Source organism: Streptomyces sp. NPDC030862 (assembly GCF_055571835.1).
Genome location: NZ_JBVIEN010000002.1, coordinates 280,222 through 298,028, shown reverse-complemented (window position 1 = coordinate 298,028; position 17,807 = coordinate 280,222). Strand labels below are relative to the sequence as shown.

Annotated in this window: 18 protein-coding genes; 9 read left to right on the top strand and 9 right to left on the bottom strand. The window is 72.8% G+C overall.

The genetic code is table 11. The features are described from left to right. Window positions 1–18: 18 nt before the first annotated feature. The 3 genes from ACZ42X_RS05630 to ACZ42X_RS05620 all read right to left on the bottom strand — a co-directional run bounded on the left by ACZ42X_RS05630 (window position 19) and on the right by ACZ42X_RS05620 (window position 2,846). On the bottom strand, window positions 19–252 hold the full coding sequence (locus ACZ42X_RS05630) for a hypothetical protein (protein ID WP_468284615.1): 234 nt from the start codon (window positions 250–252) through the stop codon (window positions 19–21). Between the two features lie 129 nt (window positions 253–381). Then, the gene (locus ACZ42X_RS05625; RefSeq protein ID WP_468284613.1) at window positions 382–1,434 is read right to left on the bottom strand and encodes a family 2 encapsulin nanocompartment cargo protein polyprenyl transferase; all 1,053 of its coding nucleotides are present in this window, start codon (window positions 1,432–1,434) and stop codon (window positions 382–384) included. After that, the gene (locus ACZ42X_RS05620) at window positions 1,431–2,846 is read right to left on the bottom strand and encodes a family 2B encapsulin nanocompartment shell protein (protein WP_468284611.1); all 1,416 of its coding nucleotides are present in this window, start codon (window positions 2,844–2,846) and stop codon (window positions 1,431–1,433) included. Before ACZ42X_RS05620 ends, ACZ42X_RS05625 begins: the two co-directional genes overlap by 4 nt. Window positions 2,847–3,075: 229 nt before the next feature. On the opposite strand from ACZ42X_RS05620, the gene ACZ42X_RS05615 reads away from it, so the two are divergent. Next, window positions 3,076–3,666, top strand: coding sequence for an N-acetylmuramoyl-L-alanine amidase (locus tag ACZ42X_RS05615; RefSeq protein WP_468284609.1), 591 nt, complete (start codon window positions 3,076–3,078; stop codon window positions 3,664–3,666). 133 nt (window positions 3,667–3,799) lie between these two features. Further along, window positions 3,800–4,726, top strand: a complete 927-nt coding sequence (locus tag ACZ42X_RS05610) for a 1-aminocyclopropane-1-carboxylate deaminase/D-cysteine desulfhydrase (protein WP_468284607.1) — start codon at window positions 3,800–3,802, stop codon at window positions 4,724–4,726. A 238-nt stretch (window positions 4,727–4,964) separates the two neighbouring features. Here ACZ42X_RS05610 and ACZ42X_RS05605 read toward each other — a convergent pair whose 3' ends face one another. After that, the gene (locus tag ACZ42X_RS05605; RefSeq protein ID WP_468285605.1) at window positions 4,965–6,557 is read right to left on the bottom strand and encodes a Na+/H+ antiporter; all 1,593 of its coding nucleotides are present in this window, start codon (window positions 6,555–6,557) and stop codon (window positions 4,965–4,967) included. A gap of 108 nt (window positions 6,558–6,665) precedes the next feature. Between ACZ42X_RS05605 and ACZ42X_RS05600 the strand changes: the two genes are divergently transcribed. The 3 genes from ACZ42X_RS05600 to ACZ42X_RS05590 all read left to right on the top strand — a co-directional run bounded on the left by ACZ42X_RS05600 (window position 6,666) and on the right by ACZ42X_RS05590 (window position 8,627). Then, window positions 6,666–6,926 carry a UBP-type zinc finger domain-containing protein gene (locus ACZ42X_RS05600; RefSeq protein WP_468284605.1) on the top strand — a complete coding sequence of 87 codons (261 nt, stop codon included), beginning with the start codon at window positions 6,666–6,668 and terminating at the stop codon, window positions 6,924–6,926. A 253-nt stretch (window positions 6,927–7,179) separates the two neighbouring features. After that, a complete protein-coding gene (locus ACZ42X_RS05595; protein ID WP_031076871.1) occupies window positions 7,180–7,593 on the top strand; it encodes an ATP-binding protein in 414 nt (137 codons plus the stop codon). Continuing rightward, window positions 7,590–8,627, top strand: coding sequence for an RNA polymerase sigma factor SigF (locus ACZ42X_RS05590; RefSeq protein WP_468284602.1), 1,038 nt, complete (start codon window positions 7,590–7,592; stop codon window positions 8,625–8,627). Before ACZ42X_RS05595 ends, ACZ42X_RS05590 begins: the two co-directional genes overlap by 4 nt. Before the next feature lie 17 nt (window positions 8,628–8,644). Here ACZ42X_RS05590 and ACZ42X_RS05585 read toward each other — a convergent pair whose 3' ends face one another. Then, complete coding sequence (locus tag ACZ42X_RS05585; protein WP_468284600.1) at window positions 8,645–9,076, bottom strand: hypothetical protein; 432 nt, start codon at window positions 9,074–9,076, stop codon at window positions 8,645–8,647. A gap of 91 nt (window positions 9,077–9,167) precedes the next feature. On the opposite strand from ACZ42X_RS05585, the gene ACZ42X_RS05580 reads away from it, so the two are divergent. Together ACZ42X_RS05580 and ACZ42X_RS05575 are read left to right on the top strand one after the other, a co-directional pair. After that, on the top strand, window positions 9,168–10,136 hold the full coding sequence (locus ACZ42X_RS05580; RefSeq protein ID WP_468284598.1) for a diacylglycerol/lipid kinase family protein: 969 nt from the start codon (window positions 9,168–9,170) through the stop codon (window positions 10,134–10,136). Window positions 10,137–10,453: 317 nt separating this feature from the next. Beyond that, window positions 10,454–10,711: a WhiB family transcriptional regulator gene (locus ACZ42X_RS05575; RefSeq protein ID WP_003953983.1), complete on the top strand. Its 258-nt coding sequence runs from the start codon at window positions 10,454–10,456 to the stop codon at window positions 10,709–10,711. A gap of 197 nt (window positions 10,712–10,908) precedes the next feature. Here ACZ42X_RS05575 and ACZ42X_RS05570 read toward each other — a convergent pair whose 3' ends face one another. Together ACZ42X_RS05570 and ACZ42X_RS05565 are read right to left on the bottom strand one after the other, a co-directional pair. After that, window positions 10,909–12,378 (bottom strand): sensor histidine kinase, encoded by a 1,470-nt coding sequence (locus tag ACZ42X_RS05570; protein WP_468285603.1) that lies wholly within the window; start codon window positions 12,376–12,378, stop codon window positions 10,909–10,911. Window positions 12,379–12,819: 441 nt separating this feature from the next. Further along, window positions 12,820–13,413 (bottom strand): TetR/AcrR family transcriptional regulator, encoded by a 594-nt coding sequence (locus ACZ42X_RS05565; RefSeq protein WP_468284596.1) that lies wholly within the window; start codon window positions 13,411–13,413, stop codon window positions 12,820–12,822. 82 nt (window positions 13,414–13,495) lie between these two features. On the opposite strand from ACZ42X_RS05565, the gene ACZ42X_RS05560 reads away from it, so the two are divergent. Continuing rightward, window positions 13,496–14,248 carry an SDR family oxidoreductase gene (locus ACZ42X_RS05560; protein WP_468284594.1) on the top strand — a complete coding sequence of 251 codons (753 nt, stop codon included), beginning with the start codon at window positions 13,496–13,498 and terminating at the stop codon, window positions 14,246–14,248. Window positions 14,249–14,266: 18 nt separating this feature from the next. Here the strand turns inward: ACZ42X_RS05560 and ACZ42X_RS05555 are convergent, their stop codons facing one another. After that, window positions 14,267–15,316, bottom strand: coding sequence for an SIS domain-containing protein (locus tag ACZ42X_RS05555; protein ID WP_468284592.1), 1,050 nt, complete (start codon window positions 15,314–15,316; stop codon window positions 14,267–14,269). Between the two features lie 111 nt (window positions 15,317–15,427). Here ACZ42X_RS05555 and nagB point away from each other — a divergent pair, with 111 nt between their 5' ends. After that, window positions 15,428–16,213, top strand: coding sequence for a glucosamine-6-phosphate deaminase (gene nagB, locus ACZ42X_RS05550; protein ID WP_361419391.1), 786 nt, complete (start codon window positions 15,428–15,430; stop codon window positions 16,211–16,213). 72 nt (window positions 16,214–16,285) lie between these two features. Here nagB and ACZ42X_RS05545 read toward each other — a convergent pair whose 3' ends face one another. After that, a complete protein-coding gene (locus ACZ42X_RS05545) occupies window positions 16,286–17,803 on the bottom strand; it encodes a glycoside hydrolase family 3 protein (protein ID WP_468284590.1) in 1,518 nt (505 codons plus the stop codon). Window positions 17,804–17,807 lie beyond the last annotated feature (4 nt).

Below are 17,807 nucleotides of genomic sequence, written 5' to 3'. Positions count from 1 at the left end.
CACCCCCTCAGCCGGACTTCAGCCGGTCTTCGCCGTCTTGCCCGACTCGTCCGCGGAGCCCTCCTCATGGGACGCGTGGAAGAGGTCGCAGCCGGGGTTGCGGCATGGCTGGGGCTGCCACACGGGTGCCCAGACACCGAGGATCTTGCGTCGTTTGAGCGCCGTACCGACAGGCTGTCCACAGGCGGGGCACACGTGCTCGGGCCCTTCCTGGGGGCGGCGGACGGTGGGGCGTCCTTCGCTGCTGCCCATGGACTCAGGATAGGGCGGTTTCCGCCGGCCGCACAGGTCTGTACGGCCGGCCGGGCGAGACCCGCGCCAAGGGGCGGCAGCGTGCCCGTCCGGGGGCCCGAAGGCTCCGGACGGGCACGCTGGGGCGTCTCAGCGCGTACGGCGGGTGACGAACTCGGCCAGGGCCAGCAGGTCCCCGGCCGCCGCCAGGTCCGGCACGGCCCGCGACAGCTGGTGCACCGCCCGGGCCATCCGGTCGGCGGCCTGCGCCTGGGCCCAGTCGCGGCCGCCCGCCCGTTCCACGGCGTCGGCGGCGCGCCGTACGCCGTCCTCGTCCAGGGCGGGCCGCCCGTACAGCTCGGCCAGCTCGGCCCCGGCCGCCGTCCCGGAGCCGAGCGCGGCGACCACCGGCAGCGACTTCTTGTGCGCGGCGAGGTCGGCCCCGGCGGGCTTCCCCGTCCGCTCCGGGTCGCCCCAGATGCCGATGAGGTCGTCGATCAGCTGGAACGCCAGGCCGGCCTCCCGCCCGAACGCGTCCAGCGCCGCCACCTCCTCCTCCCCCGCGCCCGCGTACAGCGCGCCCAGGGCGCAGGCGCAGCCAAGCAGCGCGCCCGTCTTGGCGGTCGCCATGGCGAGGCACTCGTCCAGCGACACCTCGTCGGGCCCGCGCCCCTCGAAGGCGCAGTCCGCCTGCTGGCCCGCGCACAGCTCGATCACACAGGCGGCGAGCCGGGCCGAGGCCCGTGCGGCCGCCGGGTGGCCGTCCTCGGCGAGCAGCCGCAGCGCCAGGGCGAGCATGGCGTCCCCGGCGACCAGCGCGTCCGGCATGCCGAAGACGGTCCACGCGGTCGGCCGGGAGCGGCGGGTGGAGTCCGCGTCGACGATGTCGTCGTGGAGCAGCGTGAAGTTGTGCGCGAGCTCCACGGCGGCGGCCGCCCGGACGGCGGTGTACGGGTCGCCGCCCAGGGCCCGCGCGGCGGCGAGCACCAGCGCCGGACGGATCGCCTTGCCGCCCTGCTGCCCGGCGGCCGGGCTGCCGTCGGCGTGCTCCCAGCCGAAGTGGTACATCGCCACCCGCCGTATGGGGCCGGGCAGCGACTCCACGGTCGCACGCAGCTGGGGCTGGACGACGGTACGGGTGCGGTCGAGGAGCGACGCCGCGGCCTCCGCGGTGGCGCCCCTGTCCGTGCTCGTCATGGTCATCGCCAGCGGCTGACTTCGACGTTCTCCAGCACGCCGAGGGCGTCCGGCACCAGGATCGCCGCCGAGTAGTAGGCGGTGACCAGGTACGAGATGATCGCCTGCTCGTCGATGCCCATGAACCGCACCGAGAGGCTCGGCTCGATCTCGTCCGGGATGCCGGTCTGGTGCAGGCCGATGACGCCCTGGTCGGCCTCGCCCGTACGCATGCAGAGGATCGAGGTGGTGCGGGCCTCGGAGATCGGGATCTTGTTGCACGGGAAGATCGGCACGCCGCGCCAAGCCGGGATCTGATGGCCCGCCACGTCGACGGTGTCGGGGACGAGCCCGCGCCTGTTGCACTCGCGCCCGAAGGCGGCGATGGCGCGCGGGTGGGCGAGGAAGAGCTTGTTGCCCCGGCGGCGGGAGAGCAGCTCGTCCATGTCGTCGGGGCTGGGTACGCCGTCGTGCGGCTGGAGCCGCTGCCCGTAGTCGCAGTTGGCGAGCAGGCCGAACTCGCGGTTGTTGATCAGCTCGTGCTCCTGGCGCTCGCGCAGCGCCTCGACGGTGAGCCGCAGCTGCTGCTCGGTCTGGTTCATGGGCTGGTTGTAGAGGTCGGCGACGCGGCTGTGGACCTTCAGCACGGTCTGCGCGACGCTCAGTTCGTACTCGCGCGGCGAGGCCTCGTAGTCGACGTACGTGTGCGGGACGACGGCCTCGCCGACGTGGCCGGCGGAGAGGTCGATGGCCTTCTCGCCGTACTTGTTGGTCCGCTGCTGCGGGAGGGCCGCGAGGCCGGCGAGGTGTCCGGCCAGGGACTCGGCCCGTTCGGCGAGGTTGGTGACGTCCGCGCGGCTGAGCTCCAGGACGGTGCAGGCGGTCGCCGCGCGGGCCGTCCACTCCCAGGTGGCGTCCCGGTCGGTGAGGGAGTCGTCGCCGATGTACGCCCCGTCGGCGAGGACGCCCAGGATCGCCTCGTCGCCGTAAGGGCCCGTGCCGATCTGCTCGATCCTGCCGTGCGCCAGCAGGAACACGCGGTCCGTCGGCGCGCCCGCCTCGGCGATGACGTCGCCGGGCGCGAACTCCCGCTGGACGCACCGCTGCGCCAGCTCGGCGAGCGCCGCGTCGTCCTCGTACCCGCGCAGGGCGGGCAGCTCCCTCAGCTCGTTCGGGATCACGGCGACGCGCTCGCCGGTCTGGACGAAGGTGACCCGCCCGTCGCCGACCGCGTAACTGAGGCGCCGGTTCACCCGGTACGTACCGCCCTGCACCTGCACCCACGGCAGCATGCGCAGCAGCCACCGGGAGGTGATCTCCTGCATCTGCGGGACCGACTTGGTGGTGGTAGCCAGGTTCCGCGCGGCGGCGGTGCCGAGACTCTGCTGCGGCGCCTGCTGCTCGGTGCGGACGTCCTCGCCAACCGAACCAACCGACATGTACTTCCCTCTCGATCATTGTCCGACCTTCCGAGGAAAAGCCTTTCAGCACGTGGCGTAGTCACGCCATTACACAAATGAGCGAGACTGAATCACCCGTCACGGGGCATGACACACGTTTCATGTCCGGATCGGTTCGCACGCCGTCCGAACGCCGTCGCGGGGCGGGGCCGGGTGGGGATGGCTCCGACAGGAGCCCCGGTACGGCTCGCTCACGTAAGGAGACGGAGTGGCCACACCCCTGTCCGCGAACAGTTTTCTCGACGCGCTGTGCGACGAAGGCCTCACGGTCGTGGAGGTCGGCGGATGGCGCACGCACAACCGCAACCACAAGGGGCCGTGGGGGCCGGTGCACGGCGTGATGCTGCACCACACCGCTTCCAGGGGCGGCGAGCAGACCGTCCGCGTCTGCCGGGAGGGCCGCCCGGGGCTCCCGGGGCCGCTGTGCCACGGTGTGATCACCAAGGACGGCCGTGTCCATCTCGTCGGCTACGGCCGCGCCAACCACGCGGGCAAGGGCGACGACGACGTCCTGCGCGCCGTGATCGCGGAGAGGCCGCTGCCCCGGGACAACGAGGGGAACCGGGACGGCAACCGGTACTTCTACGGCTTCGAGTGCGAGAACCTCGGCAACGGCGAGGACCCGTGGCCCGCCGTCCAGCTGGAGGCGATCGAGAAGGCCGCGGCCGCGATCTGCCGCCGCCACGGCTGGTCGGCCCGCTCGGTCATCGGGCACAAGGAGTGGCAGCCGGGCAAGATCGATCCGCGCGGCTTCTCGATGAACACGATGCGGACGCGCATCCAGGAGCGGCTGAACTGAGCGCACGGGCCGGTGGCCGGAGCTGGTGGCTCGGGCCGGGCCCGGTGGCCGGGCCAGGTGCCGGGCGGGGCCGGTGGACCGGGCCGATGGACCGGGCCGGGTGCAGGGGCGGGGGCTGCGTGACAATGGCCGGGTGACCGTGCTCGACCTGCCCTCCCTCGGCCCGCTGCTCCCCTCCCCCCTGCGGGCCGTCGAGGACGAGCGCCTCGCCCGGCACGGCGTACGGCTGCTGCTCAAGCGGGACGACCTGATCCACCCGGACCTCGTCGGCAACAAGTGGCGCAAGCTCGCCCCGAACCTGGACGCCGCGGCCGGCCGCCCGGTGCTCACCTTCGGCGGCGCGTACTCCAACCACCTGCGGGCCACGGCCGCCGCCGGCCGCCTGCTGGGTTTCCCCACCATCGGGGTCGTACGGGGCGAGGAGCTCGCCGACCGCCCGCTGAACCCGTCCCTCGTGCGGTGCGCGGCGGACGGGATGCGGCTGCTGTTCGTCGACCGGGCGACGTACCGCGCCAAGGACGACCCGGAGGTGCTCGCGCGACTGCTGGAGCGGGCGCCCGAGGGCTGCTTCGTCGTACCGGAGGGCGGCAGCAACGCGCTCGCGGTACGGGGTTGCGTGGAGCTCGGGCGCGAACTGCGCGCACCGGCCGGGGCGGACGGGCACGTGGACGTGGTGGCGGTGGCCTGCGGCACGGGCGGCACGCTGGCCGGGCTGGCCGCCGGCCTGGGCCCCGGACAGCGCGCGCTCGGCATACCGGTGCTCAAGGGCGGGTTCCTCGGCGCGGAGATACGGGCCCTCCAGGAGCGGGCGTTCGGCGGCCCCGCGGGCGACTGGAGCCTCGACGAGCGGTTCCACTGCGGTGGTTACGCCCGCGCAACGCCCGACCTCGACGACTTCGCCGACGACTTCGCCCAGCGGCATGGACTCGCCATCGACCGCATATATGTCGCCAAAATGCTGTACGGACTCTTCACCCTGGCCGCGGAGGGCGCCTTCCCGCGCGGCACCACGCTCGCCGCCGTGATCACCGGCCGCCCGGAGCCCTCTCAGCCCCTCTAGGGGGTGTCTTGTCGATCAGGCCGGACCAGGGAGGGGGGTCTGGTGCATGGGGTCTCCCCAGGCCCCTTGGGGCCGAGGGGACGTATCGCAAGGCGGAGGAGGGAGCCTCCCCCGTCGCCCGAAGGGCTACGGGGGCCAGTGGCGACCTACGACAACGCGGCGTGGGGGCGCCCCCAGGCGAAGCTCTGGGGGAGCGGTGCCAGGCGCCGTGAGCCCGGCAAGATCGGCAAGACACCCCCTAGGTCCCCTCCCGGTAGGCCGCCGCCTCCTCCAGGTCCAGCCGGCGCAGCAGCGTGCGCATCATCTCGTCGTCGATGCGCCGCGCGTCCCGCAGCCGTACGAAGACCTCGCGCTCGGCGTCGATCACCTCCCGCGCGAGACGCCGGTACGTGTCGTCCGCCGACTCCCCGGTGAGCGCGTTGACCGCGCCCAGCCGCTCCCAGACGGCGTTGCGCCGCCGCTCCAGGACCGTGCGGAGCCGGTCGGCCAGGGGCTGCGGCAGCGCGTTGCGCTCGTCGGCGAGGAGCTCCTCCAGCCGCCGCTCGGCGGCCCGGGACGCCTCGCTCTGCGCCTGCGCCTCGGCGAGGGTCTCGGCGGTGGCGTCCCGCCCGGGCAGCTTCAGGGCGCGGATCAGCGGCGGCAGGGTGAGGCCCTGCACGACCAGGGTTCCGATCACGGTGGTGAAGGTGAGGAAGAGGATCAGGTCGCGCGCCGGGAACGGCTCGCCGTCCATGGCCACCGGGATGGAGAACGCGATGGCCAGCGAGACCACCCCGCGCATCCCCGCCCAGCCGACGATCACCGGCGAGGTCCAGGTGACCCCCGGCTCCCGCTCGCGCACGCGCCGCGACAGCCACCGCGGCAGGTAGGTGGCCGGGAACACCCACACGAACCGCACGACGACGACCGCGGCGAAGACCCCCAGCGCGTACCAGGCGGCCTCCCCGGCGCCGTACGGATCGAGCCCCCGCACCACGTGCGGCAGCTGGAGTCCGATCAGCGCGAAGACGGACGACTCCAGCAGGAAGGCGACCACCTTCCACACCGCCTCCTCCTGGAGGCGGGTCGCGAAGTCGACCTGCCAGGAGCGGTGCCCCAGGTACAGGGCCACCACGACGACCGCGAGGACCCCGGAGGCGTGGACGCGCTCGGCCGCCGCGTACGCCACGAACGGGATCAGCAGGGAGAGCGTGTTCTGGAGGAGGGGTGCGCGCAGGCACCGGCGCAGCCAGTGGATCGGCACCATGAGGACCAGCCCGGCCGCGATGCCGCCGATGGCGGCGAGGGCGAACTCGGCGAGGGAGCCCGCCCAGCCGATGGACGCGCCGAGCGCCGCCGCGAGCGCGACCTTGTAGGCGGTGATGGCGGTGGCGTCGTTCACCAGGGACTCGCCCTGGAGGATGGTGGTGATCCGGCCCGGCAGCCCGAGGCGCCGGGCGACGGCGGTGGCGGCCACCGCGTCCGGCGGCGCGATCACCGCCCCGAGCACGAGCGCGGCGGTCAGCGGCAGGTCCGGCACCATCAGATGCGCGAGGTAGCCCACGGCCAGCGTCGCGAAGAGCACGTAGCCGACCGACAGCAGCGCGACGGGCCGGACGTTGGCCCGCAGGTCGAGGTACGAGGAGTCGAGCGCCGCCGTGTGCAGCAGGGGCGGCAGCACCAGCGGCAGCACGATGTGCGGGTCCAGTGTGTAGTCCGGCACCCCCGGTAGGTACGCGGCGGCCAGCCCGGCCGCCACCAGCAGCAGCGGCGCCGGGACCGGTGTCCTGCGCGCCGCCCCGGCGATCGCGGCGCTCGCCGCGACCAGCCCCACCAGGGGCAGCACGTCCATCGCCCCACCGCTCATCGTCTCCCCGCTCTCCCTCGTGCCGACTCGTCCGTCACCCGGGGCTCGTCCGTGCGCGGCCGGAACGCGCGCCCCCGTCGTAACCTGGCCATCGTGAGCCAGTGCCCCCACGTTGCCGAACTGCCGCGCCCCCAGCCGGTGCCGTTGAGCGAGACCTGCCCGGAGTGCCGGGCCGACGGTACGCACCCCGTCCAGCTGCGGCTGTGCCTGGTGTGCGGGTACGTCGGCTGCTGCGACTCCTCGGCGGGGCGGCACGCCACACGGCACTTCAAGGACACCGGACACCCGGTGATGCGGACCCTCGAACCCGGCGAGAGATGGCGTTGGTGCTTTGTCGACGGTTCGATCGTCTGAGGCCTGGGTACGTCAACCCTCCGCCGGTTTCTCGCGATTGGGTGCCGCAAACCCCTAGCCACTGTCCGTACTCATGTGCTTACCATGAGTGACAGGCGTCGGAGCAGGAGGCCCCGGCGACACGGCACGATGGAATCGCGATAGCGTCACGGCGGACTACGCACACCCGCGTATACCGCACGGCCCGGCCCCGGGGGGAGCTTCCTTCCGCGAGCCGAGCCCCGAATGAGCTTGTGCCACCTTGGAGGTGAGGGTGTCCCAGATCGCAGGCGAGCCCGGGACCCAGGACTTCGTGGAAGTCCGGCTGCCCGCTGCGGGTGCCTACCTGTCCGTGCTGCGTACGGCCACGGCCGGCCTCGCGGCGCGCTTGGACTTCACCCTCGACGAGATCGAGGACTTGCGCATCGCGGTCGACGAGGCCTGCGCGATCCTGCTCCAGCAAGCCGTGCCCGGCTCGGTCCTGAGCTGTGTGTTCCGCCTCGTCGACGACTCCCTGGACGTGACCGTCTCGGCGCCCACGACCGACGGCCGGGCCCCGGAGCGGGACACGTTCGCCTGGACGGTGCTCTCGGCACTGGCCGGCAAGGTCGACTCGTCCGTCGCCGACGACCGGACGGTCTCCATCAACCTGTACAAACAGCGCGGCGCGGGACCCGGGCCGGCGTGAGGAACGGGGACGGTCCGGTGCGAAACGAGGAGCGCGGGCCCCGGCCGCTGAGCTCGCCGGAGGGCATCCCGGAACAGCAGGCGCGACCCCACCCGGTGGACGGTCTCGTGGAGACGTCGGAGGGGGCCGCCACGGCGCGGGCCACGACGGCCCGGGCCTCGACGGCGCGGGCAGATCAGGCGGACCGGATGAGCGAGCAGCACGAGCCACAGGAGCCCCAGGAGTCGCAGGAGCAGCACGAGCGGCCCGAGCGGCCCCGGCAGGCGGCGCAGCACGACCCGCAGGACCGCAGCGGCGCACGGGCGATGTTCATCCGGCTGCGTGAGCTGCCGGACGGCTCCCCCGAGCGGGCCGAGCTGCGCAACCAGCTCGTCCGGATGCACCTGCCGCTCGTGGAGCACCTGGCGCGCCGGTTCCGCAACCGCGGCGAACCGCTGGACGACCTGACGCAGGTCGCCACCATCGGCCTGATCAAGTCGGTGGACCGGTTCGACCCGGAGCGCGGCGTCGAGTTCTCGACGTACGCGACCCCCACGGTGGTCGGCGAGATCAAGCGCCACTTCCGGGACAAGGGGTGGGCGGTGCGGGTGCCGCGCCGGCTCCAGGAGCTGCGGCTGTCGCTGACCACCGCGACGGCGGAGCTGTCCCAGCTGCACGGCCGCTCGCCGACCGTGCACGAGCTGGCCGAGCGGCTCGGCATCTCGGAGGAGGAGGTCCTGGAGGGCCTGGAGTCCGCCAACGCGTACTCGACGCTCTCGCTGGACGTCCCGGACACGGACGACGAGTCCCCGGCGGTGGCGGACACCCTGGGCGCGGAGGACGAGGCGCTGGAGGGCGTCGAGTACCGCGAGTCGCTCAAGCCGCTGCTGGAGGACCTGCCTCCGCGCGAGAAGCGGATCCTGCTGCTGCGGTTCTTCGGGAACATGACCCAGTCGCAGATCGCGCAGGAGGTCGGCATCTCGCAGATGCACGTCTCCCGGCTGCTGGCCCGCACGCTGGCGCAGCTGCGGGAGAAGCTCCTGGTCGAGGAGTAGGACGGGCCCGGCGGGGGTCAGGCCCGGCCGCGGATGCCGAGGGCCCTCGGGGTCTCCGGGTGGAGCAGCAGCACCAGGCCGGTGACCGCGGCGGCGGCCAGGGCGATGCCGCCCGGGATGGCGGCGCTGTCCGCCTGGAGCAGGGTCCAGGCGACGGGCAGGGCCATCAGCTGCGTGATGATCGCCGGGCCGCGGCTCCAGCTGCGGCAGCGCAGCAGGCCCCGGGCGGCGAAGAACGGGATGAGGCCGAGTGCGATGAGCGTCACACCACCGGTCAGGGCCTGGGTGAGGCCGTCGGGCGTGCCCGTGAGGCTCGTCACGAGCAGGTAGGCGCCGCCCGCGAACAGGGCGAGCGCCTCCAACCCGGCGACGGCCGCTGCGGCCGTGACCCGGGCGGGGCGCTGGGCGCCGGCGGCGGTCTGGGCGGGGTTCGGCTCCGTACTGCTCACCCCAGCAGGGTAGCGGCCGGGCCCGTCCACGTACTGGACAGGGGTCGGGAGCGCCTGTGCCCGGTACCGCGCGGTAGGTAACCTGGCGGGCATGCGCGCACTTCTCGTGGTCAACCCGGCAGCCACCACCACCAGTGCCCGCACCCGTGACGTACTGATCCACGCGCTGGCCAGCGAGATGAAGCTGGAGGCGGTGACGACCGAGTACCGGGGCCACGCCCGCGACGTGGGGCGGCGGGCGGCCGAGGCCTCCGACATCGATCTGGTCGTCGCGCTCGGCGGCGACGGCACGGTCAACGAGGTGGTCAACGGGCTGCTGCACCACGGCCCGGATCCGGACCGGCTGCCCCTCCTCGCGGTGGTGCCCGGAGGCTCCACCAATGTCTTCGCCCGCGCGCTGGGGCTGCCGAACGACGCCGTGGAGGCGACCGGCGCGATCCTGGACGCGCTGGGTGAGCGGCGCGAGCGGACCGTGGGACTCGGGCTGGCCTCCGGTACCCCGGGCTCCGAGGACGAGGCGGTGCCGGCCCGCTGGTTCACGTTCTGTGCCGGTTTCGGCTTCGACGCGGGCGTGATCGGCCGCGTCGAGCAGCAGCGGGAGCGCGGCCGGAGGTCGACGCACGCGCTGTACATCCGGCAGGCGATGCGCCAGTTCCTGGACGAGCCGCACCGCCGGCAGGGCGTGATCACGCTGGAGCGCCCCGGCGCGGACCCGGTCCACGACCTGGCGCTGTCGATAGTCTGCAACACCGCCCCCTGGACCTACCTGGGCAATCGCCCGGTGTACGCGGCGCCCGAGGCGTCCTTCGACACGGGGCTCGACGTGCTCGGTCTGAGCAGACTGTCGACGGCCGCGGTGGCGCGGTACGCGACGCAGCTGCTCACCTCGACCCCGGAGCGCGGACCGCGCGGCAAGCACGCCCTCTCCCTGCACGACCTGACCGACTTCACCTTGCATTCGAAGGTCCCGCTGCCGTTCCAGATGGACGGAGACCACCTGGGGCTACGGACGAGCGTGACGTTCACAGGCGTTCGCCGTGCACTGCGTGTGATTGTGTGAGTAGAAGAGGCTCGGACCCTTTATCTCGAACGTATGGGCCAGGATCCACCCCATAGAAGTACGGCTGTGACCTAGCCGACACCGAGGAATCAAAAAAAACTTCCCGGAAGGGGTTGTATCCGCAGCCGAGGTTTGCGAATCTCTACATGGCGATCGGGACGGCCCGCAGAACCGGCCTCCAGGGAAAGCCAGAACCCCTCCTCAAATCACAGGACCACACGCCCACCCGGCGGTAGGCCCTTCACTTGTTGAGGGATTCGTGAAAGCGTTCACATTCACAAGCAACCTGAATGCAACACCAAGGAGAGGTAGCAGCCATGGACTGGCGTCACAACGCCGTTTGTCGTGAGGAAGACCCCGAGCTGTTCTTCCCCATCGGCAACACCGGTCCTGCGCTGCTGCAGATCGAGGAAGCCAAGGCTGTCTGCCGTCGCTGCCCCGTCATGGAGCAGTGCCTGCAGTGGGCGCTCGAGTCCGGCCAGGACTCCGGCGTCTGGGGTGGCCTCAGCGAGGACGAGCGCCGCGCGATGAAGCGCCGCGCCGCCCGCAACCGGGCGCGCAACGCCAGCGCCTGAGCGACGCCACCGCGACGAGCCTGAGGCCCGGCGGCGCGTACAGCGAGTACGCACCCACCCGCCTCCCGAGCCGCAGCGCGCAGCAGTAACCCCAAAGCGTTCGAGCCCCGGACCGTTCCCACGGTCCGGGGCTCGCTGCTGCGCCCGGGGCTCGCTGCTGCGTCCGGCGCCCCGCTACGTCGGGGCCCGGGGCCTCGCTACTTCTGGGCCCGCACCGGGACGTCGAGCACCACGCGCGTGCCGCGACCGGGGGCGGGCTGCATGTCGAACGTGCCGCCCAACTCCCCCTCCACCAGCGTCCGTACGATCTGCAGACCGAGGTTGCCGGCGCGCTGCGGATCGAAGTCCTCGGGCAGGCCGCGCCCGTCGTCCTGGACGGTGATCAGCAGGCGGGCGTCGGCGGCGCGCGAGTCGCCGCGTACGGCGGAGACTTCGACGGTGCCGAGCTCGCCGGGGGCGAAGGCGTGTTCGAGGGCGTTCTGGAGGACCTCGGTGAGGACCATCGACAGCGGGGTCGCGACCTCGGCGTCGAGGATGCCGAAGCGGCCGTTGCGGCGGCAGGTCACCTTGCCGGGTGAGATCTCCGCGACCATCGAGATGACCCGGTCGGCGATGTCGTCGAACTCGACGCGCTCGTCGAGGTTCTGCGAGAGCGTCTCGTGCACGATCGCGATCGAACCGACGCGCCGCACCGCCTCGTTGAGCGCCTCGCGGCCCCGGTCGGAGTCCATGCGGCGGGCCTGGAGGCGCAGGAGCGCGGCGACCGTCTGGAGGTTGTTCTTCACCCGGTGGTGGATCTCCCGGATGGTGGCGTCCTTGGTGATCAACTCGCGCTCGCGGCGGCGCAGTTCGGTCACGTCCCGGAGCAGCACGAGCGAACCGATGCGGGTTCCCTTGGGCTTGAGCGGGATGGCGCGCAACTGGATGACGCCGCCGCTGCCCTCGACCTCCGTCTCCCGCGGGGCGTAGCCGCTGGCCAGTTTGACCAGCGCTTCGTCGACGGGGCCGCGGGAGGGGGCGAGTTCGGCGGTGATCTGGCCGAGGTGCTGGCCGACGAGGTCGGCGGCGAGGCCGAGGCGGTGGTACGCGGAGAGGGCGTTGGGTGACGCGTACTGGACGACGCCGTCCGCGTCGAGTCTGATCAGCCCGTCGCCGGCGCGGGGCGAGGCGTCCATGTCGACCTGCTGCCCCGGGAAGGGGAAGGTGCCGTTCGCGATCATCTGGGCGAGGTCGGACGCGGACTGGAGGTAGGTGAGCTCCAGCCGGCTGGGCGTGCGGACGGTGAGCAGGTTGGTGTTGCGCGCGATGACGCCGAGGACGCGGCCCTCCCTGCGTACGGGGATGGACTCGACCCGGACCGGGACCTCCTCGCGCCATTCGGGGTCGCCCTCGCGGACGATGCGGCCCTCGTCGAGGGCGGCGTCGAGCAGGGGGCGGCGGCCGCGCGGGACCAGGTGGCCGACCATGTCGTCCTGGTAGGAGGTGGGGCCGGTGTTGGGCCGCATCTGGGCGACGGAGACGTAGCGGGTGCCGTCGAGGGTGGGGACCCAGAGGACGAGGTCGGCGAAGGAGAGGTCGGAGAGCAGCTGCCACTCCGACACCAGCAGATGGAGCCACTCGAGGTCGGAGTCGCTCAGGGCGGTGTGCTGGCGTACGAGGTCGTTCATGGAGGGCACGTGTGCGAGCGTACCCGTGCGGCCGCGCCTGGTGTTCTGTCGGCCGGTGAGGGAGGATGGGCGCGGGATTACCATCTGCTTACCGATGGACAGACCCGATTGGTCTAGTCCACAATGCGACAACGACCTCCGCCCTCCCCGCACAGGAGGGTGGATCGAGGACCCGGCGCTCTCTGCCCTGACTGCGCCCGGGACCTCCCACACGGCCGCGGGACCGCACACCCGACGGCCGGGCAACTCCGGGCTGCGGTGCCGGACGGGTTGAGGGTCCCGTCGGGCGCCGCGGCCCGCGGGTGCTTTCGGGGCCCGTGACGCTTCCGGGACCCGTGACACTTCCGAGGCCCATGACACTTCCGAGGGTCGCGGGCGCTCGTGCGGCCCGCGGGTGCTTTCGGGAGTCGCGGCCGCGTTCGACGCCCGCGTTCGCGGGGGCTACGCCGGCCAGGCGCGCATCGCGGCTTCGGCCACCGCCTCCAGCTCCTCCTTCGTCGCGCCGTCGCGCGCCTGCTGCGACATGCCCTGCAGTACGGCTCCGCTGAGGCGGGCCAGCGCGGCGGCGTCCGTGTCGGCCGGGAGGCGGCCCGCCGCAATGTCGGCGCGTATGCGGGACTCCAGGCCGGCCAGGTTGGCGTTGCGGCGCTCACGGAGGCCCTGCTCCACCTCGGGCGTCGAGCAGTTGATCGCGGCCGAGATCACCAGGCAGCCGCGCGGGTGCGCCGGGTCGGTGTACTCGCTCGCCGCGTCCCGCAGCATCCGCGCGATGCCGGCGCGGGCGGTGGGCTCGGCGTCCAGGGCGCGGCTCCCGAAGGAGCCGTACCTCTCCACGTACACGCCGAGGGCCTCCTCGAACAGCGTCTTCTTGTCGCCGAAGGCGGCGTACAGGCTCGGAGCGCCGATGCCCATCGCGTGGGTGAGGTCGGCCACGGACGTCGTCTCGTACCCGTGCTCCCAGAAGGCCATCACCGCCTTCTCCAGAGCGGTGGCACGGTCGAAGGAGCGGGGCCTGCCGCGCTGTTTTGTCGCCATGGCTCCATTCTATAGCGCGCACTAAAGAAAGTCTGCTACCGTCTTTCTATACCAATCGTTAGAGAAATCGGGGGGTGGCGTCATGGGCGCACTCACGGGCAGGACGGCGCTGGTCACGGGCGGGAGCCGGGGCATCGGGCGGGGCATCGCGGAGCGGCTCGGCCGCGACGGGGCTCGGGTCGCGGTGCACTACGGCACGAACGAGACGGCCGCGAAGGAGACGGTCGCCGCGATCGAGGCGGCCGGCGGCTCCGCCTTCGCGATCGGTCAGGAGCTCGGCACACCGGGGGACGCCGAGGCGCTGTGGGCGGCGTTCGACCGGCACGCCGAGGGCCTGGACATCCTGGTGAACAACGCGGGCATCGGCGCGTCCGAGCCGTTCGGCACGATCGGTGAGGCCGAGTACGACCGGGTGTTCGCGGTCAACACGAAGGCGCCGTTCTTCGTGACGCGGCTGGGCCTGGAGCGGATGCGGGACGGTGGCCGGGTCGTCAACGTGTCGACGGGTCTGGCGCGGGCGGCGATGATGCCGGACGCGATGGCGTACGCGATGAGCAAGAGCGCGCTGGACACCTTCACGCGGTACCTGGCGAAGGTGGTGGGCGCGCGGGGTATCACCGTCAACACGGTGGCGCCCGGCATCGTCGACACGGACGTCAACGCGGCGTGGCTGCGCGCCGACGAGGCGGCGTGGGCGGGCGCGGAGGCCTTCTCGGCGCTGGGGCGCGTCGGCGTCCCCGCCGACGTCGCGGACGTGGTGGCGTTCCTGGCGTCGGACGGCGCCCGCGCGATAACGGGGCACTGGCTGGACGCGACGAACGGCTCGCTGCCGTAGGGCCGCTCGCCGGGCCGGTCAGCGGGTCTCGGTGACCTTCGCCAGCGCGCGGGGGGCGTCCGGGTCCTGGCCGCGGGCGATGGTGACCTCGTAGGCGAGGAGCTGGAGCGGGAGGATCTCCAGGATCGGCTGGAGCTCCTCGGGGATGCCCTCCGTCGGGAGGACGAAGCCCGCGGAGGCCGCCGCGACCTGGGGGCGGGGGCCGACGACCACCAGGTCCGCGCCGCGGCCGCGGAGGCGGTCGAGGACCGGCTGGAGGGCCTCGCCGCCCTTGCCGTCCGGGACGACCGCGATGACGGGCGAGATGTTGTCGACCATGGCGAGCGGGCCGTGCAGCAGATCGGCGCCGGAGTAGGAGAGAGCCGGGATGTAGCTGGTCTCCATCAGTTTCAGGGCCGCTTCCTTCGCGGTGGGATAGCCGTAGCCGCGTGAGGTGATGACCATCCGCTCGGCGAAGCGGTAGCGGGCCGCGAGGGCGCGGACCTCGTCGCGCCGGTCCAGGACGGACGCCGCCCGGTCCGGCAGGGGCGCGGCGGCGGTGGGGCCGCCGTCGCCGGCCAGGCCCTCGATCAGGAGGTAGAGCGAGAGGAGCGAGGCGGTGTAGGTCTTGGTGGCGGGCAGCGCCTTCTCCGGACCCGCCAGGATGTCGATGTGGTGCTCGGAGACCGCCGCGAGCGACGAGTCCGGGTTGTTGGTGACCGCCAGGGTGATCGCACCCGCCTCCCGGGCCGCGCGCGTGGAGGCGACGAGGTCCGGGGAGCCGCCGGACTGGCTGACGGTGACGACCAGGACGTCGGTGTAGTCGGGCTTGGCGCCGTACGCCGTGGTCGTGGACATGGACGTCAGGCCGCAGGGCATGCCCAGCCGGATCTCCAGCAGGTACTTGGCGTACAGCGCCGCGTTGTCCGATGTGCCGCGCGCCGTCAGCAGGACGAAGCGCGGACGGCGCTCCCGGATCGCCTGGGCCACGGCGCGGATCCGCGGCGCGCCCTGGTCGAGGATCCGTCGCAGCACCGCGGGCTGCTCCGCCATCTCCCCCGCCATGATCCGGCCCGGCTGCTCGCTCATGCGCACCAGTCGAACACGGGCCCGTGAGAAGCCGCCAGCGGAGAGGGCCATTCTGCTAGATTGGTCTATACCACCTTGTCATCCGTCACCCATCAGATCGGCAGGCCCAGCGTGGAAGTTGTCATCGTCCAGGACGCCAAGGCAGGCGGCGAGCTGATCGCCGAGGGCATCGCCGCCCTCCTGCGCCGCAAGCCCGACGCTCTGCTCGGCGTGGCCACCGGCTCGACCCCGCTGCCCATCTACGACGCGCTGATCGCCAAGGTCCGCTCCGGGGCCGTGGACGCCTCGCGCGCCCGCATAGCCCAGCTGGACGAGTACGTGGGGCTGCCCGCGGGCCACCCCGAGTCGTACCGCTCGACCGTGCTGCGCCAGGTCGTCGAGCCGCTCGGGCTGAGCCCCGACGCCTTCATGGGCCCCGACGGCTCCGCCGAGGACGTCCAGGCCGCCTGCGAGGCGTACGACAGGGCGCTCGCCGAGGCGGGCGGCGTGGACCTGCAGATCCTCGGCATCGGCACCGACGGGCACATCGGCTTCAACGAGCCGTGCTCCTCGCTCGCGTCCCGCACCCGGATCAAGACGCTCACCGAGCAGACCCGCGTGGACAACGCGCGCTTCTTCGACGGTGACATCGACCAGGTGCCGCACCACGTCATCACGCAGGGCATCGGCACCATCCTGGAGGCCCGCCACCTGGTGCTCCTCGCCACCGGCGAGGGCAAGGCGGAGGCGGTCGCGCAGACCGTCGAGGGGCCGGTCGCCGCACTCGTACCCGCCTCCGCGCTGCAGCTGCACCCGCACGCCACGGTCGTCGTCGACGAGGCCGCCGCGTCCAAGCTGAAGCTCGCCGACTACTTCCGGCACACCTACGCCAACAAGCCCGCGTGGCAGGGCATCTGACAGGCACACACGCACACAGCACGAAGGGCCCGGTTTCCCCCCGGAACCGGGCCCTCGACGTACGCGCGACGCTCAGGCGGCGCCCGCGATGACCTCCGCCGCCGCGGTGCCGCAGACCCGCGCCGCGCCGTACGTGGCGATGTGCAGCGCCCCGCGCGCCGGCGCCTGGTTCAGGCCCATCTCCACGACGATCGTGTCGGGCCGGGCCACCAGCAGGGCGTCCAGCGTCCGCCCCATCCACGGGTGGCGGTGGGTGTCCCGCACCACCGCGACGATCGGCCGCTCCCCCGCGTCCCGCAGCACCCGGTCCACGGCCGCGTCGGAGGCGTACGTCCCGGTCGTCGTGGACGGCAGCAGCCGCGCCAGCTCCGGGCCGACGCCCCACGGGGTCTCGTCGCCGACCGCGATGTTGGTGCCGGGGGTGAAGGCGGCGACGTACGCCGGGCCGGTGAGCGGCTCCCGCGTGCCCGTGACGGTCAGCGCCCGCCGGGCCGCCACGAGACCGATGTCGGCGCCGGGCGCGGTCCCCTCCTCTGAAGCCGCGCCCGGCCCCGTCTGAGCCCCCCTGGCCCGGTGCGCCCGGGTCCACGACGCCAGCGCGCGCACCCGCGCGGCCGCGTCGGCCAAGCGCTCCTCGGGCAGTTCGCCGGTCCGTACCGCCGCCACCAGCGCGTCGCGCAGCCGCAGTACGGTCCCCTCGTCCGCCAGGCCGCCGCCGACGCAGATCGCGTCGGCGCCCGCCGCGATCGCGAGGACGGAGCCGCGCTCGATCCCGTACGTCGCGGCGATGGCCTGCATCTCCATGCCGTCGGTGACGATCAGGCCGTCGTAGCCCAGCTCCTGGCGCAGCAGACCGGTGAGGATCTGCGGGCTCAGGGTGGCCGGGCGGTCGGGGTCGAGCGCGGGAAGCAGGATATGCGCGCTCATCACCGATTTGGAACCCGCCGCGATGGCGGCGCGGAAAGGTACCAGCTCACGGGCGTGCAGTGTGGCGAGGTCCACATCGATGCGGGGAATCGCGTGGTGCGAGTCGACATTGGTGTCGCCGTGCCCGGGGAAGTGCTTGGTGCACGCGACGACGCCGGCGGACTGCAGGCCCTCGATGTAGGCCACGGTGTGGCGGGCGGCCAGTCGCGGGTCGGCGCCGAAGGAGCGGACGCCGATGACCGGGTTGTCCGGGTCGGAGTTGACGTCCGCGGAGGGCGCCCAGTTGAAGTCGACGCCGCAGGCGGCGAGCCGGCGGCCGAGCTCCGCCGCCACGGCCCGGGTCAGGCCGGTGTCGTCGACCGTGCCGAGCGCGTAGTTGCCGGGGAAGGACGAGCCGGTCCGCACCTCCAGGCGCGTGACGTCGCCGCTCTCCTCGTCGATCGCGACGAGCAGGTCGTCCCGCTCGGCCCGCAGCCGGGCGGTCAGCGCGGCCAGCTGCTCGGGCCCGGTGACGTTGCGCCCGAACAGGCCGACCGAGGAGAGCCCTTCGCCGATGCGGCGCAGCAGCCAGTCGGGCGGCGTGGTGCCGGTGAAGCCCGGTTGCAGGACGGCGAGCGCGTCCCGGACGAGGGTCGGGGAGGCGCCGCGTACGAGAGTCGTCATGGGG

Coding starts and splice junctions, on each gene's coding strand:
- ACZ42X_RS05630 (WP_468284615.1), bottom strand. CDS start 252: ATGGGCAGCAGCGAAGGACGCCCCACCGTCCGCCGCCCCCAGGAAGGG.
- ACZ42X_RS05625 (WP_468284613.1), bottom strand. CDS start 1,434: ATGACCATGACGAGCACGGACAGGGGCGCCACCGCGGAGGCCGCGGCG.
- ACZ42X_RS05620 (WP_468284611.1), bottom strand. CDS start 2,846: ATGTCGGTTGGTTCGGTTGGCGAGGACGTCCGCACCGAGCAGCAGGCG.
- ACZ42X_RS05605 (WP_468285605.1), bottom strand. CDS start 6,557: ATGGACGTGCTGCCCCTGGTGGGGCTGGTCGCGGCGAGCGCCGCGATC.
- ACZ42X_RS05580 (WP_468284598.1), top strand. CDS start 9,168: ATGCGCGCACTTCTCGTGGTCAACCCGGCAGCCACCACCACCAGTGCC.
- ACZ42X_RS05575 (WP_003953983.1), top strand. CDS start 10,454: ATGGACTGGCGTCACAACGCCGTTTGTCGTGAGGAAGACCCCGAGCTG.
- ACZ42X_RS05570 (WP_468285603.1), bottom strand. CDS start 12,378: ATGAACGACCTCGTACGCCAGCACACCGCCCTGAGCGACTCCGACCTC.
- ACZ42X_RS05565 (WP_468284596.1), bottom strand. CDS start 13,413: ATGGCGACAAAACAGCGCGGCAGGCCCCGCTCCTTCGACCGTGCCACC.
- ACZ42X_RS05560 (WP_468284594.1), top strand. CDS start 13,496: ATGGGCGCACTCACGGGCAGGACGGCGCTGGTCACGGGCGGGAGCCGG.
- ACZ42X_RS05555 (WP_468284592.1), bottom strand. CDS start 15,316: ATGAGCGAGCAGCCGGGCCGGATCATGGCGGGGGAGATGGCGGAGCAG.
- ACZ42X_RS05545 (WP_468284590.1), bottom strand. CDS start 17,803: ATGACGACTCTCGTACGCGGCGCCTCCCCGACCCTCGTCCGGGACGCG.